We start from the raw sequence: 18,481 nt of genomic DNA on the forward strand, positions 1-18,481 counted from the left end.
CTATGTTTTTCGTATATTATTCTTTTTCTCTCCCAAAACGTTCAAAAACATTCACATAAGTGTTGAATGTGGTTTTGTGTTTTTCGTAGAAAGCAAGATCTTTATTGTCTTTCATAACTTGCAATAAACTTCTGTAACGTTCAATATCAGTAATGATATCAATTGCTAAATCAGTTTGATCGCCAGGTGTTAAAGTGGCATAATAGTTTAGTTCTTCTTTGTATTTCTGAACCAGTTTATTTAGTAAATCCTGTGCTTTTGCAGTTTCTCCAACTTTGTAATATCCTCCTGCAAATGGTTCTACCAGAGAATAGTAGCCAAATTTATCTAAAGGCATTTTTGTCATCGCTAAGTTGATAATGTTTTTAGCTTTGTCAATTTTTCCCTCTTTAATAAGCTGGTTCATTAAACGAGATAAATTTGTTCTGTAGGTAATGCTGTTTCTTCTGGTTTCAGGATCATGATAAATTTTATCGCTATCGCTATTGCCCCAATCCCATTTCATTACGATATTATACATTTTATCTGCGTCAATTTGTCCCATGTCCATTGGTCCGCCATCTTTTGAATATTTATTTCTGATAGGAACTAATTTATAGACCATTCCGTCTAATTGTAAATAATCTTTTAACCATAAGTAATCTTCATCGTCAAAAGCACCACCACTAAAGTAGATTGGTCTTTTCCAATTGTTATTGGCTAAGATATCTAACATTATTAAGCGGTTTTTATATATTGCATTTCCTTTGATGTCAATATCCATATAAGGAACGATAGAATCGTTGTATTTTGGATTGACAACCTTATTTTTGATGATAACATCTTTGTCAACAGGAACCCTGATTTTATTTGTTGGATAAAAATGGATTGTTTGTCCGTTTTGTAATCCTACAGTTGATTTTGGATTTTTAATAAAATCAATAAAGTCGATAATGTTCCAACGAGTTTGAATTTTTGGAATATGAGCAACGTAATCCAGGTTATCACCTACATATTGATCGTGTGTAAATGAAATTGGTAAAGGATCAGATTCGTATGCTTTTGTTTTCATTTGATCGATATACCAGTCAGTGTTGACTAAGCTTGTATTTACGATTTTAACATCTGTCCTGATGCCTTCAATTTCCTGAGCATACCATAATGGGAACGTGTCATTGTCTCCAATAGTAAATAAAATGGCATTTTTATCACAAGAATTCAGGTAAGCTTTTGCCATTGCAACTGCAGTATATCTTCCTGATCTGTCATGGTCGTCCCAGTTTTGGGAAGCCATTAAAACAGGTGCAGCTAGTAAACTTGCGGCAATTATAACCGGACCGGCTATTTTAGGCGCTATATATTTCTGCAGGCTTTCGTAGAGCGAATAAACTCCAAAACCTATCCAGATGGCAAACACATAAAAAGATCCTACCAGTGCATAATCTCTTTCCCGAGGTTCAAAAGGTCGCTCATTCAGGTAAATTTTTAATGCAATTCCGGTAAAAAGGAATAATGCTAAAAGCACGTAAAAACTTTTAAGGTCTTTATTGGCGTGATACATTATACCAATAATACCTAGGATAAACGGCAAGAAATAGTAAACGTTTCTTCCTTTATTGTTTAAAACATCAGATGGTAAGTTATCCTGAGACCCAAGGTGTACAGAGTCAAGAGCCTTGATTCCGCTGATCCAGTTTCCATCAAGATTATCGTATTTTCCCTGAACGTCACTTTGTCGTCCAACAAAATTCCACATTAAATACCTCCAGTACATATACCCAAATTGATATTCGAACATAAAACTGAAATTATCTACGGTAGTTGGTTTTTCAATAATTAAATAATCGCCATAGCTTTTTAGGAACTTAACGTAACCCTCATTATCAATTTGTTTTTGGGCATAAGCATTTCTAAACTCAGAAATGGTTTTTTCGACTTCATTACGCAGTTGCGCAGTTGCTTTATTGTATTCGTCCTCGCTTAGCTGGCTTGCGTCAATTCCGTATTTCCCTAAATCCTGCTCGTAATCGTAGTTAGGGTTTATTTTGAATTTTGGAGGATTTGTAAAGCTGATATAGTTTTGAATATGTCCCGTTTCTGTACTCCACATTCTAGGTAGAAACGCTTTTTGATTATCATCTGTATTTTGACTGGCGTTTTTGTAATTATTGGTAATGATATATTTACCGGTTTTATAATCTCTTTCGTAGTTAGGTTTTTTGTCTGAATACGGGTTTTTTGCGTCAATTCCAGCAAAAACTTCGGTATACTGAGGTCCGTAAAACAAAGGGTTTACCCCGTACTGTTCACGATTGTAATATGCTAGTACTTCCGCCGCATCTGATGGTTTATTCTCGTTAATTACAGGATTGGCATTAGCACGAATAGGCAGCATCATCCAGGTTGAGAAACCAATAAAAATAAATAAAATGCAAAGTATTATAGTGTTATAGAAAATCAATCCTTTTTGTTTGGTAAGTTTTAATCCAAAATAAAAGAAAGCAATTAGAACTAAAGCGACAAAAATGGTTCCTGAGTTAAATGGTAATCCCATGTTGTTTACCATGAAAACTTCAGTATAAGCAAAAGCTTCCATTGTTAAAGGCAGTAATAGGATAAAGATAAAAAGCAAAATACCAATTACGGAAATATTAGCAATAAGAAAGTTTTTGATGGTAACTTTTTCATAATGCTTAAAGTAGTAAAGAAATCCTATTGAAGGAATTGTTAGTAAAGCCATAAAGTGAACCCCAAAAGAAAGCCCGATAACTAGCGAAATAACAAGTAGCCATTTGTTTCCTTTAGGTTTGTCCATGTCCTGCTCCCAGCGAAGACCCAGCCAGAGAAGTAATGCAATTAATAAAGAAGCCATTGCATAAACTTCGGCTTCAACAGCATTAAACCAAAAACTATCTGAGAAAGTATAGGCAAGAGCTCCTACTAAAGAACTTCCTAATATAACAATTGAATTGTTTTGATTAATTTCTGAAAAACGTTCTATGATCTTTTTTAAAATCATTGAAGAAGACCAAAACATAAACAAAATAGTAAAAGCACTTGAGAATACGGACATCATATTAACCATCACGGCTACATGTTGTGCATCTATAGCAAACATGGCAAAAAAAGCACCCATCATCTGGAATAAAGGAGCTCCGGGTGGGTGGCCAACTTCTAATTTAGCGGCTGTGGCAATATATTCGCCACAATCCCAAAAACTCATGGTAGGTTCGACAGTAAGTGTGTAGGTAATTAAAGCGATTGCAAATGCAAACCAACCAATAATTGTATTCCATTTATTGAAATTGAATTGTGCCATATTTAGGTGTTAAAATTTTGTATGTTTTTAATCTTACAAAGAAAATGTTTTTTTGCTTAAAGAGAAGAGCATTAACATAAAATTCTATAAAAGTATTTATTAATGGTAACGTGTTGTTTGTAAGATACTTGTAAAATCATTACGGATTGGAAAGAAAAAAAAATGAAGAAAAATGATTTTTTTTCATCAAAAAGTTTGCGCAAACTAAAAAAAGCTTTAAATTTGCACTCGCTTAACCGCTTTTACTGGTCTATGGTGTAATGGTAACACAACTGTTTTTGGTGCAGTCTTTCAAGGTTCGAGTCCTTGTAGACCAACAAAAAAGCCTCTCAATCGAGAGGTTTTTTTTTATAAAAAAAAGTTGTGTAAACTAAAAAAAGCTTTAAATTTGCACTCGCTTAAGCATTTTTACTGGTCTATGGTGTAATGGTAACACAACTGTTTTTGGTGCAGTCTTTCAAGGTTCGAGTCCTTGTAGACCAACAAAAAAGCCTCTCATTCGGGAGGCTTTTTTATGCGGTATATTTTGGTGCTGATATTTTTGTTTTCTAGGTTTTTTTTTAAGCCCTATTTCGCAAATAAAGAAGAAGGGACAATCCCAAATTTCTTTTTAAATGAAAAAGAAAAATGAGACAGGTCTTCAAAGCCAACTCCTATATAAACTTCCGATGGCGTTTTTCCTTGATTAATTAGATAATGTGCCTCTTGCAATCTTTTGTTTAATAACCATTTTCCGGGAGTTTCCTGAAAAACTTTTTGAAAATCTCTTTTAAAAGTGGCTAAACTTCTGCCGGTGAGATAAGCAAAACGGGTAAGATGTACATTAAAGTGGAAGTTTTTATTCATGAATGCTTCCAGGTCAATTTTGCCAGGTTCGTTAAAATCAAACAAAATATCTTTTAATTCAGGATTTACTTTTAGTAAAAGATGAACAGCTTCTTTTATTTTTAAATGAAATAAAGCTTCGTTGTTTTCTTCCTCTACGTCGAGATAAGATATAAGTGAATCCATAAAAGATTTATAAAGTGCGTTTGGCGCCAAAGAAATCATGGCTTGAGAATCTGATTTTTTATTGATTTTAAAATTATATTCAGCACTTATTTCTCGTAAAATTTCCTGATCTAAAAAAATAGAAATCGTTTTAAATTCTCCTCCTTCTGGCGGGATTTTAACGAATTTAGCTAAATGGTTTCTTCTGCTAAAACGAAAATCACCTTCGTTAGAGTGGTACGTGTTTTTGCTGTCTGAAACGACTATCTCTCCTGAAATTTGATAGCTAAACACATGTTCTGGGATGAAATTTTCTCCTTCTCGACTACGTGTAAAATAGCAGGAGTAAAGTATTTTGGATTTTATAGATGATTTTGTTGTCATAAAGTAGAGTTACTAAAAGATCCGGAAAGTCTTTTGGATAAAGCTTTCCGGATCTGTTTGCGTTGGTTTAGCGAATCAGGGCTCTTGGTTCTAGATAAGCTTCTAGTCCTATTGTGCCAAATTCCCTGCCTATTCCTGATTGTTTAAATCCTCCAAAAGGGGCCATCGGATCATGTCCAATTCCGTTTATTTGTATACGTCCTGCATTTATTTGTGAAGCAACTTTGTGAGCTCTTTTTTCGTCCGATGAGCTCACATAAGCTTGTAGCCCGTATGTAGTGTCATTGGCAATTTCGATTGCTTCTTCTTCGGTTTTGTATGTTATAACAGATAGAACGGGACCAAAAATTTCTTCCCTTGCAATTCGCATTTGGTTGTTTGCGTTTATGAAAACAGTAGGTTTTACGAAGTTTCCTTTTTCCAGTCCTTTGGGTTTTCCTAATCCTCCAACTAATACCTGAGCGCCTTCGTCAATTCCGATCTGAATGTAGTTTTGAACACGTTCATATTGTTTTTTGCTGACCATTGGACCAACAGTGGTTGTCTCATTTTTTGGATCACCAACAATTGTGTTTGATAGTGTTTGCTCCAATAGTTTTGTTGCTTCTTCTAATCTGTTTTTAGGAACTAAAAGACGGGTTCCGGCAATACATGCTTGTCCGTTATTCATATAAGCGGCAATTACAGCAAGAGGAATTGCTTGTGCGAAATTAGCGTCGTCAAGAATGATATTTGGCGATTTTCCTCCCAGTTCAAGTGTGATGCGTTTCATTGTTTCGACCGCTTCTTTTGCGATAATCTTGCCAACACTTGTAGATCCTGTGAAGGAAATTTTCGCGATATCCGGATTGCGGCTTATTTCTGCGCCAACTATTTCTCCCAGACCGTTAACAATATTAAAAACGCCTTTTGGTAAGTTTGCTTCATGAAGACATTCGGTAATTAATTGTGTTTGCTGAGCGCTCATTTCGCTCGGTTTTATTACAGTAGTACATCCAGCGGCTATCGCAGTTGATAATTTACTGCAAATAAAACCATTGCTTGAGTTCCACGGAATGATAATTCCAATAACGCCAATTGGTGTCATTTGAACTTCGGATTCTCCCATTGTTTTGGTAAAATCATATGTGTTTAATAGGTTAATTGCAGAGTCAAAACTCTTTAGCATGTAATCGTAACTCATTGTTGAAAATTGCAATGTTCCCCCGTATTCTTCAACCATTATGTCAATGAATTCTTCTTTTCGTTTTTCTATAGAGGTTTGAATATTTTGCAGGTATTGAATTCTTTCAGAAATAGTTGTTTTAGAAAAAGTCTTAAAAGCGTCTTTAGCTGCGGCTATGGCATTTTGAGTATCTTTTTGGTTTCCTAAAAGTACTTTTCCTAGTTTCTCGTTTGTTGTAGGGCTTATTAAGTCGAAATATTCTGTTCCTTGTGGGGTAATGAATTCTCCATTAATGTAAATTTTGTCTATCGTTTTCATGTTGTATTGATTATGAAATTATTTGACAAAGATCTGGATTAAGTATTCTTTTGGCTTTGTTGTAAAGCTCAAATCAGCTTTGTTAAAAAGCTCATGAAGAGTTGTTTTTGTCGTGAAATTTGATTTTTAAAATGTATAAAAAAACCTCTCGTTGAGAGGTTTTTGCATGTGATAAGTTGAAATTATTAAATTTTAAACGTGAGGACAGGTTTTATGGAATGATTTACTAATCCTTCGCTAATACTTCCGTTAAAGAAATGCGCGAAGCCAGTTCTTCCGTGTGTACACATTCCAATAATATCGGCGTTTATGCTATTTGAAAAGTTGATTATTCCTTTTTCAATGTTGGTGTCGTTGTAAGTGTGAGTTTGAAAATTGGTGAGATTAAATTCAGAAATAAATTCATTCATGGCTTTTTCGGCCATATGAGTTGGTTTAAAACTGTTTGGTGTGCAAATTGTAACCAGGTGTATTTTTGATTCAAAGAATTGGGTCAGGTTTACCAATTTTTTGAAAGGTTTTTTAGTTTCGTCAGAAAAATCCGATGCGAAAACAATGTTTGATGCATTAAAGTTTGGGATGTCTTTTTTTATTACTAAAACCGGTATATCTGAGTTGCGAACCACTTTTTCTGTATTCGATCCTATCAGTAGTTCTTCAATTCCAGAAGTGCCATGAGATCCCATAACAATCAAATCTACATCATAGTCTTTGCTTACTTGTGTTATTCCGTGAATTGGTTTATCGATTTTTACAATTTCAGTTATTGAAATTCCGTCCAGATAAGGTCTTGATGAGACTTCATCGAGCATTTCGTTGGCTTTTTTCATGAAAAGCATGGTTTCAGGAATGCTTGCTCCTCCTAATACTGCATCATTCATTTGGCTTGGCAGTTCAAACATGTGTAGAATGATGATTTCGGAGTTGTTTTTTTTAGCAATTTGGGCAGCGACTTTTAAGGCATTTTCCGCATGTTCAGAGAAGTCGGTCGGAACTAGAATTTGTTTCATGGTTTTTTGAATTATAATGTAAAATTCTGTTATTTTGATGCACTTATAAAGATAAGAAATATTTTTAGAGCAATCTATTATTTTTGGTTTATAAAAAAAACACTATATTTGCACCGTTATTTATTAAAATCTAAATAATGAGGGGACTAAGTGTCCCCTCTTTTTATAAAATTATGACATTTAAAGAAAAAGTAAACGGATTAATAGCGGAGGCTCTTTTAGAAAAGCCATCAATCTTTTTGATTGATCTGGCTATCTCAGACTCTTTCAAGATTAGTGTAGGTTTAGATGGGGATAATGGAGTGGCGTTGCAGGATTGTATTGATGTAAGTCGTGCAGTCGAGAATAATCTGGATCGTGAAGAACAGGATTTTTCGCTTGAAGTAGCATCGGTTGGAGTAGGATCACCATTGAAATTTACAAGACAATACATCAAAAATATTGGTAGAACATTGATTGTTACTACAAATACTGAAAAAATTGAAGCAGAATTAGTGGAAGCTAACGATGTTTTTATAATTTTGTCTTGGAAAGCAAGAGAACCGAAAAAAGTAGGAAAAGGAAAAGAAACAGTTCAAAAAGAGCAACAAATACCTTATACAGAAATTAAAGAGGCAATTGTTACAGTAACATTTTAATTAAAGAATTCGCATGGAAAATTTAGCATTAATCGATTCATTCTCAGAGTTTAAAGATAATAAACTTATTGATCGTGTAACGCTTATGGCAATTTTAGAGGACGTGTTTAGAAATGCATTAAAGAAAAAATACGGTTCTGATGATAACTTTGACATCATTATAAATCCTGATAAAGGAGATATGGAGATATGGAGAAGAAGGGTAATCGTTGCTGATGAAGATCTTGACTTTGAGAACGAAGAAATTACCTTGACTGAAGCAAGAATGATTGAAGCGGATTTTGAAATTGGTGAAGAAGTTTCTGAAGAAGTTAAATTGATTGATCTGGGAAGGAGAGCTATTTTAGCTTTGCGTCAAAACTTAATATCTAAAATTCACGAACACGACAATACAAATCTTTACAAGCAATTTAAAGATATTATTGGTGATATTTATACTGCCGAAGTGCACCATGTTCGTCCAAGAGTTGTAATTTTGGTCGATGATGAAGGAAATGAAATTGTGCTTCCAAAAGAAAAACAAATTCCATCTGACTTTTTCCGTAAAGGAGATAACGTTCGTGGAATCATTGAAAGTGTTGAATTAAAAGGAAATAAACCTCAAATTATTATGTCCAGAACTTCTGAGAAGTTTTTGGAAAAATTATTTGAACAAGAAATTCCTGAAGTATTTGACGGTTTGATCACGGTTAAAAATGTAGTGCGTATTCCGGGTGAAAAAGCAAAAGTAGCCGTGGATTCTTACGATGATAGAATTGATCCTGTTGGAGCTTGTGTTGGTATGAAAGGATCTCGTATTCACGGAATCGTTCGTGAATTAGGGAACGAAAATATTGACGTAATCAACTATACAAGTAATATCCAATTGTTTATTACAAGAGCATTAAGCCCTGCAAAAGTTTCTTCAATCAAAATTGACGAAGAAAATAAAAGAGCTGAAGTATTCTTGAAATTAGAAGAAGTTTCTAAAGCAATTGGTAGAGGAGGTCATAATATAAAATTAGCGGGTCAGCTAACAGGTTACGAGCTAGATGTTATCAGAGAAGGTGATGTTGCTAGTGGTGAAGATGATGACGTTGAATTAACTGAGTTTTCAGATGAAATTGAAGGCTGGGTTATCGAGGAATTTGCAAAAATTGGTTTAGATACAGCTAGAAGTATCTTAAAACAAGAAGTAGAAGATTTAGTAAGAAGAACAGATTTAGAAGAGGAAACGATTCTTGATGTTATGAAAATACTAAAAGAAGAGTTTGATAGCTAGTTATCTGCTCTAACAACACAACGAAAAAGGTAATAATAAAAAGGTTATATGTCTGAAGAGAGAGTAATAAGAATAAACAAGGTTTTAAGGGAATTAAATATTTCGTTAGAAAGAGCTGTTGATTATCTAAAAGATAAGGGCATTGCTATTGATGCAAATCCAAATGCAAAAATTTCTGACAGCGAATTTAATATCTTACAAAGCCAATTTGCGGGCGATAAGGGGAACAAAGAAGCTTCTAAAGAAGTAGGGGAAGAGAAAAGAAAAGAAAAAGAAGCTTTGCGTGTAGAGCGTGAAAAAGAAATTGAAGACAAACGCAGACAAGACGAGGAACGCCAAAAACAACAAGAAGTTATAAAAGCGAGAGCTGTTGTAACCGGACCTGTTCAGGTTGGTAAAATTGATTTAAATCCGAAGAAACCTGCTGTTGTTTCTCCTCCTGTTGAAGAACCGGCTAAAGTTGAAGAACCAAAAGTTGTTGTTGCTCCTGCTCAGCCAGAGAAACCTGTTCAAAAAGAAATTGTACAGCCTGATCCAGTGGTTCCTGTGGTTTCTGAAGAGAAAAAGGTAGAAAAACCTATTATTACAGAGAAAAAAGAAGTAAAAGAAGTGAAAGCGGAAACTCCAAAAGTCGTTCAGGAACCAGTTGTTTCAACTGATCCGGCAACTGCAGAGGAAACGATCACTACACAATATCAAAAATTATCAGGAACTACTCTTACTGGTCAAACAATTGATTTATCTCAATTTAATAAGCCTAAGAAAAAGAAAGAAGATCCAAAGATAACTCCTAATAAACCAGGAGCTCCGGGAGCCGGAAATAACGCTAACAAAAATAAGCGTAAAAGAATTGCTCCTAAACCGGGAACGCCGGGTGCACCAAAACCTGCTACCCATGCTCCGGGAACTCCAAATCCTAATAAAATCACGCCAAATACTGGTGGTGGAGGTTTTAATGCTAACAGAAGTGCAAGGCCAGGTTTTGTAAAAGGAAACCGTCCTGCAATTGTTGCTAAAGTTGAGCCTACTGAAGAGGAAGTAAAAAACCAAATTAGAGAGACTCTTGAAAAACTTCAGGGTAAAGGTGGAAAATCAAAAGCTGCTAAATACAGAAGAGATAAAAGAGATACGCACCGTCAGAAATCTGATGAAGAGCAAAGAGCTATCGACGAAGGAAGTAAAACTATTAAAGTTACAGAATTCGTTACTGTTGGTGAAATTGCAATCATGATGGATGTGCCGATTACTAAAGTAATTGGAACTTGTATGTCTCTAGGTATCATGGTTACCATGAACCAACGTTTAGATGCTGAAACATTAACTATTGTAGCTGATGAATTTGGTTACGAAGTTGAGTTTATTACAGTTGATATCGAAGAAGCTATTGAGGTAGTTGCAGACAGAGAAGAAGATTTAGTGGTGAGAGCGCCAATTGTTACTGTAATGGGTCACGTCGATCACGGTAAAACATCTTTACTGGATTACATCCGTAAAGAAAATGTTATCGCTGGTGAGTCTGGAGGTATTACACAACACATTGGAGCGTATGGAGTAACTTTAGATAATGGTCAAAAGATCGCATTCTTAGATACACCAGGTCACGAGGCGTTTACCGCAATGCGTGCACGTGGAGCTCAGGTTACAGATATCGCTATTATTGTAATTGCTGCAGATGATGATATCATGCCGCAAACAAAAGAGGCAATTTCTCACGCACAAGCTGCTGGAGTGCCAATTATCTTCGCTATCAATAAAGTGGATAAGCCAAATGCCAATCCGGAGAAAATAAAAGAAAGATTAGCAAGTATGAATTTACTTGTAGAAGATTGGGGAGGAAAAATCCAATCGCATGATATTTCTGCAAAAACAGGATTAGGTGTTAAAGAATTATTAGAAAAAGTATTATTAGAGGCAGAGATTTTAGATCTAAAATCAAACCCGAATAAAGCGGCTCAAGGAACAGTTGTTGAGGCTTTCTTAGATAAAGGAAAAGGATATGTTTCTACAATTTTAGTTCAACACGGAACTTTAAAAATTGGAGATTACATGTTGGCTGGAAAGCATCATGGTAAGATCAAAGCGATGCATGATGAAAGAGGGCATATTGTTCTGGAAGCAGGACCTTCTACTCCGGTATCAGTTTTAGGTTTAGACGGAGCTGCAACAGCAGGAGATAAGTTTAACGTTTTTGAAGATGAAAAAGAAGCAAAACAAATTGCATCTAAACGTTCTCAATTAATGCGTGAACAATCTGTACGTACACAAAGACATATCACACTTGATGAGATTGGTCGTCGTATTGCTCTTGGTCAGTTTAAAGAATTGAACGTAATCCTTAAAGGAGATGTTGATGGATCTGTTGAAGCATTATCAGATTCGTTCTCTAAACTTTCTACTGAAGAAATTCAAATTAATATTATACATAAAGGTGTTGGAGCAATTACTGAAACTGACGTTATGTTGGCTTCTGCTTCTGATGCGATCATTATTGGATTTAACGTTCGTCCTGCTGGAAATGCAAGACAACTTGCAGATAAAGAAGAAATCGATATCCGTTACTACTCTATTATCTATGCAGCTATCGATGACTTGAAAGATGCGATGGAAGGAATGTTAGCTCCTGAGATGAAAGAAGAGATTTTAGGAACAGCTGAAATTCGTGAGATTTTCAAAATTTCTAAAGTTGGTTCTATTGCAGGATGTATGGTGATGGATGGTAAAATTATGAGAACTTCTAAAATTAGAGTTATCAGAGATGGAGTAGTGGTGCATACAGGAGAACTTGTTGCATTGAAGCGTTTCAAAGATGATGTTAGAGAAGTTTCTAAAGGTTATGATTGTGGTATTCAAATCAAAGGTTACAACGACATTGAAGAAAGAGATGTTATTGAAGCATACCATGAAGTTGCAATTAAAAAGAAATTGAAATAAAATTCAATAATTATATTTTAAAGTCCCAATGAAAATTGGGACTTTTTTTTGTTTAATATGTTTTAAGAATCTTATCTAAGTGACTTTTTTTCAAGCGTGTTGTTTTTGAAATTATTTTGTCTTAGGTATTGAGATTTGTTCTTATTGATTTTAAAAATGCTCTCAGTTTTATTCTAAATTAGAATTTTAAGTCAATATAATTCGTAGAATTTTCTGGTTTGTATTTTTTGGTTTAAAGTGTTTTATGTCTTATTTAAGTAATTAGATAATTTCATCGGCAGGTTTTAATTTCAATTGAATTAATTCAATAGTTAGATATTTAGGGCTTTGGTGTTGCAATTTGTAATATGGAACAAAAAATTAGAAAAGCCTTGAGCTTTATAGGAGGTTTGTTGGTTTCTTTGTACAGTGTTAATTGTTCTCTTTCTTAGATTGAAAGTTAAATGCAGTATTTAGTTCTTGAAAATAATAATTTTGTTCTGTGAATGATTTTGCTAATGAGGACAATTTGGTTATTGTGTAATTTGATAAAAAAAAGATTTTCTTGAGAGGATATATCGGCATTTTATTGTTGCTGAAATCTTGTTGAAAGAAATGAATAAATAAGTTTTTAATCAGGGCTAATATGAAATTAAAAATAATTCATATTATTAATGCGTTTTTGAATAATCGTTTTAGATCTAATAAAGCCATTCTTGCGTTTACAAACATTGAGGAGTTAAGGATGGTACTTCCGGACTTGCTTCAGGGGTATTTGTCTGAAGAGGAAATGCCAAACAGTTTGCTTTTATTGTCTCCTCCGCCAGGATTTGGAACGGAGATCTTTGCGCTTGATTTAGAGTGTGCAAGAAGGGCGGTGAGATCGAGTGATGGTATTCGTTTTGTGCAGGCCGCTAATGATGCTAATTTGTCGTTTCCAGGAGCAGTTAGGTCCTTTGATGCAACTTTAGGTATTGAGATTAGCGAAGTAAAAACTCCGAAGCTGTATGTTTTTATGCGTAGAGTAATGACTGAAGCGGGTTTATCTACTTATGCGGCTAAAAATCATTATAATCGTGAGCGTCCATTTGTGGTTAATAAAAAGAAAACGTGTACTCCGGAACAAGAAGATATGGTAATGGGGCAAGCGACTGTAGACTGTCTTTATTGTAACCCGGATTTTCAAGTTGATTTAGCCTTATTTAGAGAGGAGTTGCTTGAGGTTTTTGGAGCTATTGTATTTAGAAAGGCAAATAAATAGTAGGATTTATGCTGGATAAGGTGTTATAGTTGAAAATTAGATGATTTTCTATAAGTGCCGTGAAAACCAATATGTATTTTATTGGGTATTATTTCCGGCGTAACCATGCTATTAATTATGAATAAATAAAAAAGCAGCCCAATTGAGCTGCTTTTTTGTTGTTCGATGTTCTGCTTTTTCCGATTACTTGCTCGGTTTTATTAGAAAAACACTTTTGTATTTTTTTCTAATATCAGCTAAATTTCGTTCTGCTTCTATTCTTGTTTTGAAATTCCCAACCATTACTTTGTAATTAGGCGTGTTGAAAATTATTGTGCCGTCTATATTGGTATATTCTCTTTTAAAATCAGATAATGTTTTTTTTGCCTCCTCGCTTTTACCGCTGAAGATTTGAATTTTGTAAGTGTCGTTTGTATTTATTGACGTGTTAATTTTGCGTTTGTCGTTCAGTAATTGCTCAAATTTGGGATCTTGATTTAGTGTTAAATTTTGGTCTTGAGCATGAATATTATATGCTAAAGTGAACATTGTGAATGTTAATAAAACTCTTTTCGAGGGGGCTAAAATTCTCATAATGTGGTGTTTTTTGTGTAAAAATAGTATTTTAATTTTGTGCGTAAAAATTTAATATTATTTAGAATTGATATAAATTGATATTTAAGACTATTTTAAGGTTTTGAGAATAGTTCATAAGTCGTATTTTTGTGCAAGTTTTAAAAGAAGGTATTAGTTTTTAGTTGATTTATTACAGAAAAAATCATACCAAAAATTAGTAGATAATTATTATACTATATGAAAAAGGTGGGTAACCATAATTCGATCTCAAGAAAATTACTACTTAGCTTATCGCTAACGTTAATTTTCTCCCTAACTTCATTTGCTCAAGAAGCTGCTGCTCCGGCGGCGCCTGAAGCTGCTGCTCCGGTTGCTGCTGCAGGTGGTGATCCAGTAAAAGGGAAAGAACTTTTTAATGCAAATTGCGCTGCATGTCACAAATTAGATGCTAAGTCAACAGGTCCGGCCCTAAGAGGGGTTGCTTCCAAACACGACATGGCTTGGATTTACAAGTGGGTGCACAACAGTTCAGAAATGATTAAATCAGGGGATCCTGTTGCTGTTAAATTATTTGAAGAGCACAACAAGTCAGTAATGACTTCTTTTCCTCAATTGTCAACAGGTGATATTGATAATATTATCGCTTATACTTCTGAAGTAAAAGCTGAGCCTGCTGCTGGTACTGCTGCTACTCCTCCGGGAACTAACGTTGAAGGTGGTGGAGTTTCAAATAATATTATTTTAGGAGCTCTTGCTCTTGTAATGGCAATTTTAGTTGTTATGTTGTTCATGGTGAACAAAGTGTTGACTAAAGTAGCAAGTAATAATGGTATTGTAGTTGCTCCTAGAGAAGCTAGAACTCCAATATGGAAAGCTTTTGCTAAAAATCAGTTCCTGGTTTTAGTTACTTCTATATTTTTGCTTTTAGCAAGTGGTTATTTTGTGTATGCTTACTTAATGCAAGTTGGTGTTGATCAAAATTATCAACCAATTCAGCCAATTCACTATTCTCATAAAATACACGCTGGAGATAACGAAATCAATTGTAAATATTGTCACTCTGCTGCTCGTGTGAGTAAGACTGCTGGTATTCCTTCTTTGAATGTTTGTATGAACTGTCATAAAAATATTTCTGAAGTTGCTGAAACTACTGCTACTCCTGAGTACAGCAAAGCATTTTACGATGGTGAAATCCAAAAATTATATGATGCTGTTGGTTGGGATAAAACTAAGCAAGAGTATACTGGAAAAACGCAGCCTGTAAAATGGGTTCGTATTCATAATCTTCCTGATTTTGTTTACTTCAATCACTCTCAACACGTAACTGTTGCAGGAATTGAATGTCAAACTTGTCACGGTCCTGTGCAGGAATTTGAGATCATGAAGCAATATTCTAAATTAACAATGGGATGGTGTATTGATTGCCATAGAAAAACTGATGTTAAGATGGAAGGCAATGCTTACTATGATAAAATTCATGCTGAACTTTCTAAAAAATACGGTGTAGAGAAATTGACTGCAGCGCAAATGGGAGGTTTAGAATGCGGTAAATGCCACTATTAATCGAATTATTAAGATTTTAATATTTATATACAATGTCATCAAACAAAAAATACTGGAAAAGTGTTGAAGAACTAGAGAATAGTTCTATTGTTGAGGCGCTTAGAAATAACGAATTTGTTGAAGAAATTCCTACTGAAGAATTTTTAGGAAATGCAGATGCTTTAGCTACATCTGGAACTTCACGTCGTGACTTTTTAAAGTACGTAGGATTTAGTACTGCAGCGGTTACACTTGCTGCCTGCGAAGGTCCTGTTCACAAGTCTATACCATATGTTTTACAACCAGAACAAATCATTCCTGGTGTTGCTGATTATTATGCAACTACTGTTTTTGATGGTTTTGATTTTGCTAACTTATTAGTAAAAACTCGTGAGGGTCGTCCAATTAAAATTGATAACAATACTATTTCTGGAGCTAAGTTTTCAGCCAATGCTAGAATTCATGCGTCTATCTTATCTTTATACGATAGCATGCGTTTGAAAGAACCTAAATTGGATGGAAAAAATAGTAGCTGGTCTGCTGTTGATTTGAAAATTAAATCAAGTCTGGCTGATGCAAAAGCAAAAGGTGGGCAAGTGGTATTGTTGACAAATACTTTAGCAAGTCCTTCTACTGAGAAATTAATAGGTGAATTTATCGCTAAAAATCCAAATGCAAAACACGTTGTTTACGATGCGGTTTCTTCATCAGACGCGTTAGATGCATTCGAGACAGTTTACGGTGAAAGAGCTCTTGTTGATTACGATTTCTCAAAAGCTGCTGTAATTGTTTCTGTTGGAGCTGATTTCTTAGGAGATTGGCAAGGTGGTGGATACGATGCGGGTTATGCACAAGGTAGAATTCCGTCTGGGTCTACAGGTTCTAAGAAAATGTCTCGTCATTTTCAGTTTGAATCAAATATGACATTGTCAGGAGCTGCTGCTGATAAACGTATTCCTATGAATGCTGCGAATCAAAAACAAGCTCTAGTAGAGATTTATAATAATATTACAGGTTCTTCTGTAGCCAATTCTTTAGATTCTAAGTTTAAACCTGAAGTAGCTAAAGCTATTCATGATTTAAAACTTGCAGGTTCTAAAGGAGTTTTGGTTTCTGGACTTGAAGATAAAAATGCTCAATTATTGGTTTTGGCTATCAACCAGGTGTTGGCTAGTGAAGCTTTTAATACTGTAGGGACAAGACAAATTAGAAAAGGTTCTAATGCAATTGTATCTCAATTGGTGAAAGATATGAATGCAGGAAGTATTCATACTTTAATCATGAGCGGAATTAATCCGGTTTATACATTAGCTGATTCAGCTTCTTTTGTAACTGGATTGAAAAAAGTACAAACATCAGTTGCATTTTCTTTAAAAGAAGATGAGACTGCATCTATAACTACAATTGCTGCTCCGGTACCTCATTATTTAGAGGCTTGGGGAGATGTTGTAATTACAAAAGGAACTTATAGTTTGACTCAGCCAACTATTCGTCCAATATTTGATACTAAACAATTTCAAGATGTTTTACTATCATTAAACGGAACTCCTGGAAATTTCTATGATTACATAAAAGCTAATTCAGCTTCTGTAGTTGCAGGTTCTTCTTGGAATAAAGTTTTACATGATGGTGTTTCTGTAATTGGTTCATCGGCTTTATCTGCGGGTTCTGTTGATTATGCTTCTGCTGCAAATGCTGTTGCAAAATCAAAAACTGCCGGAGACTTTGAATTGGTATTGTATACAAAAACAGGTTTAGGAGATGGTCAACAAGCAAACAATCCTTGGTTGCAGGAATTTCCGGATCCAATCACAAGAGTTTCTTGGGATAACTATGTAACTGTTTCGAATGCTGATGCTAAAAAATTAAACTTAACAAATGAAATTGTTGCAAACGGAGGTTTAAACGGAAGTTATGCTACAGTTACTACTGCTGATGGTTTGAAATTAGAAAACGTTCCAGTAATTGTTCAGCCAGGACAAGCTGTTGGTACGGTTGGTTTGGCTTTAGGTTACGGTCGTAAGGCAGCTTTAAAAGATGAAATGCAGGTAGGTTTAAATGCTTACACTTTATATAAAAATTTCAGTAGTGTTCAATCTGTTTCTATTGCGAAAGCAAATGGTGTTCATGAGTTTGCTTGTGTTCAGGGACAGAAAACATTAATGGGAAGAGGAGATATTATTAAAGAAACTTCTCTTGAAATCTTTAATACTAAAGATCCTGAACATTGGAACGAACAACCAATGGTATCTTTAGATCACGAAGAAGTTAAAGCTACAACTGTTGATTTATGGGAATCATTTGATCGTTCTACAGGACATCACTTTAATCTCTCGATTGACTTAAACGCTTGTACAGGTTGTGGAGCATGTGTTATTGCTTGTCACGCTGAAAACAACGTACCTGTTGTAGGTAAAGCAGAAGTAAGAAGAAGCCGTGATATGCACTGGTTGCGTATTGACAGATATTATTCTTCTGAAAGCACTTTTGAAGGTGATAACAAAAGAAAGGATGAAATCGCTGGTTTATCTAGTTCATTATCTACATTTAATGAAATGGAAAAAGCAGGAGATAATCCACAAGTTTCTTTCCAACCAGTAATGTGTCAGCACTGTAATCACGCACCGTGTGAAACAGTTTGTCCGGTTGCTGCAACTTCTCACGGTCGTGAAGGTCAAAATCATATGGCATACAACAGATGTGTTGGTACTCGTTATTGTGCAAACAACTGTCCGTATAAAGTACGTCGTTTCAATTGGTTCTTGTACAACAAAAACAGTGAATTCGATTACCACATGAATGATGATTTAGGACGTATGGTATTAAACCCAGACGTAAACGTTCGTTCACGTGGAGTTATGGAAAAATGTTCTATGTGTATTCAAATGACACAGGCGACTAAATTGAAAGCAAAAAATGAAGGTCGTCCGGTTGCTGATGGTGAATTCCAAACAGCTTGTTCAAATGCTTGTTCTTCTGGAGCAATGATATTTGGTGATGTTAATGATACTGAAAGTAAAGTTGCTAAATTAGCTGCTGACGATAGATCATACCATTTATTGGAGCATGTTGGAACAAAACCTAATGTGGTTTACCATGTTAAAGTTAGAAATACTTAGAATAAATTATTAATTAAGAAACATATAAAG

11 protein-coding genes and 2 tRNA genes are annotated in these 18,481 nt (G+C 34.8%); 8 read left to right on the forward strand and 5 right to left on the reverse strand.

Annotated features, from left to right (window positions below; translation table 11 throughout):
• Nucleotides 1-16: 16 nt before the first annotated feature.
• Nucleotides 17-3,298: a glycosyltransferase family 117 protein gene (locus tag ACQKCJ_RS09440; RefSeq protein WP_271337667.1), complete on the reverse strand. Its 3,282-nt coding sequence runs from the start codon at nucleotides 3,296-3,298 to the stop codon at nucleotides 17-19.
• Between the two features lie 246 nt (nucleotides 3,299-3,544).
• Between ACQKCJ_RS09440 and ACQKCJ_RS09445 the strand changes: the two genes are divergently transcribed.
• Nucleotides 3,545-3,615 (forward strand) — tRNA-Gln (locus tag ACQKCJ_RS09445).
• A 95-nt stretch (nucleotides 3,616-3,710) separates the two neighbouring features.
• A tRNA-Gln gene (locus ACQKCJ_RS09450) sits at nucleotides 3,711-3,781 on the forward strand.
• Nucleotides 3,782-3,865: 84 nt separating this feature from the next.
• Here ACQKCJ_RS09450 and ACQKCJ_RS09455 read toward each other — a convergent pair.
• The 3 genes from ACQKCJ_RS09455 to ACQKCJ_RS09465 form a co-directional block, all read right to left on the reverse strand.
• Complete coding sequence (locus ACQKCJ_RS09455) at nucleotides 3,866-4,672, reverse strand: helix-turn-helix domain-containing protein (RefSeq protein WP_276598381.1); 807 nt, start codon at nucleotides 4,670-4,672, stop codon at nucleotides 3,866-3,868.
• 67 nt (nucleotides 4,673-4,739) lie between these two features.
• Nucleotides 4,740-6,155, reverse strand: a complete 1,416-nt coding sequence (locus ACQKCJ_RS09460; protein ID WP_427401908.1) for an aldehyde dehydrogenase family protein — start codon at nucleotides 6,153-6,155, stop codon at nucleotides 4,740-4,742.
• 185 nt (nucleotides 6,156-6,340) lie between these two features.
• Nucleotides 6,341-7,165 carry a universal stress protein gene (locus ACQKCJ_RS09465; RefSeq protein WP_427401909.1) on the reverse strand — a complete coding sequence of 275 codons (825 nt, stop codon included), beginning with the start codon at nucleotides 7,163-7,165 and terminating at the stop codon, nucleotides 6,341-6,343.
• A gap of 173 nt (nucleotides 7,166-7,338) precedes the next feature.
• Here ACQKCJ_RS09465 and rimP point away from each other — a divergent pair, with 173 nt between their 5' ends.
• The 4 genes from rimP to ACQKCJ_RS09485 all read left to right on the forward strand — a co-directional run bounded on the left by rimP (nucleotide 7,339) and on the right by ACQKCJ_RS09485 (nucleotide 13,235).
• Nucleotides 7,339-7,803 (forward strand): ribosome assembly cofactor RimP, encoded by a 465-nt coding sequence (gene rimP, locus ACQKCJ_RS09470; protein ID WP_271337663.1) that lies wholly within the window; start codon nucleotides 7,339-7,341, stop codon nucleotides 7,801-7,803.
• A gap of 13 nt (nucleotides 7,804-7,816) precedes the next feature.
• Complete coding sequence (nusA, locus tag ACQKCJ_RS09475; RefSeq protein WP_041516381.1) at nucleotides 7,817-9,064, forward strand: transcription termination factor NusA; 1,248 nt, start codon at nucleotides 7,817-7,819, stop codon at nucleotides 9,062-9,064.
• 48 nt (nucleotides 9,065-9,112) lie between these two features.
• On the forward strand, nucleotides 9,113-11,995 hold the full coding sequence (gene infB, locus ACQKCJ_RS09480; RefSeq protein WP_271337662.1) for a translation initiation factor IF-2: 2,883 nt from the start codon (nucleotides 9,113-9,115) through the stop codon (nucleotides 11,993-11,995).
• Between the two features lie 625 nt (nucleotides 11,996-12,620).
• Nucleotides 12,621-13,235, forward strand: coding sequence for a hypothetical protein (locus ACQKCJ_RS09485; protein WP_271337661.1), 615 nt, complete (start codon nucleotides 12,621-12,623; stop codon nucleotides 13,233-13,235).
• 183 nt (nucleotides 13,236-13,418) lie between these two features.
• Here the strand turns inward: ACQKCJ_RS09485 and ACQKCJ_RS09490 are convergent, their stop codons facing one another.
• Entirely contained in the window at nucleotides 13,419-13,808 is a 390-nt protein-coding gene (locus ACQKCJ_RS09490) for an SPOR domain-containing protein (protein ID WP_271337660.1), read from the reverse strand.
• A gap of 219 nt (nucleotides 13,809-14,027) precedes the next feature.
• On the opposite strand from ACQKCJ_RS09490, the gene ACQKCJ_RS09495 reads away from it, so the two are divergent.
• A complete protein-coding gene (locus ACQKCJ_RS09495; protein ID WP_271337659.1) occupies nucleotides 14,028-15,353 on the forward strand; it encodes a c-type cytochrome in 1,326 nt (441 codons plus the stop codon).
• A 32-nt stretch (nucleotides 15,354-15,385) separates the two neighbouring features.
• Complete coding sequence (locus ACQKCJ_RS09500) at nucleotides 15,386-18,451, forward strand: TAT-variant-translocated molybdopterin oxidoreductase (RefSeq protein WP_427401910.1); 3,066 nt, start codon at nucleotides 15,386-15,388, stop codon at nucleotides 18,449-18,451.
• The last annotated feature ends 30 nt before the right edge of the window (nucleotides 18,452-18,481 follow it).

The sequence above is a fragment of the Flavobacterium sp. NPDC079362 genome (assembly GCF_050267765.1).
GTDB classification, from domain to species: domain Bacteria; phylum Bacteroidota; class Bacteroidia; order Flavobacteriales; family Flavobacteriaceae; genus Flavobacterium; species Flavobacterium azizsancarii.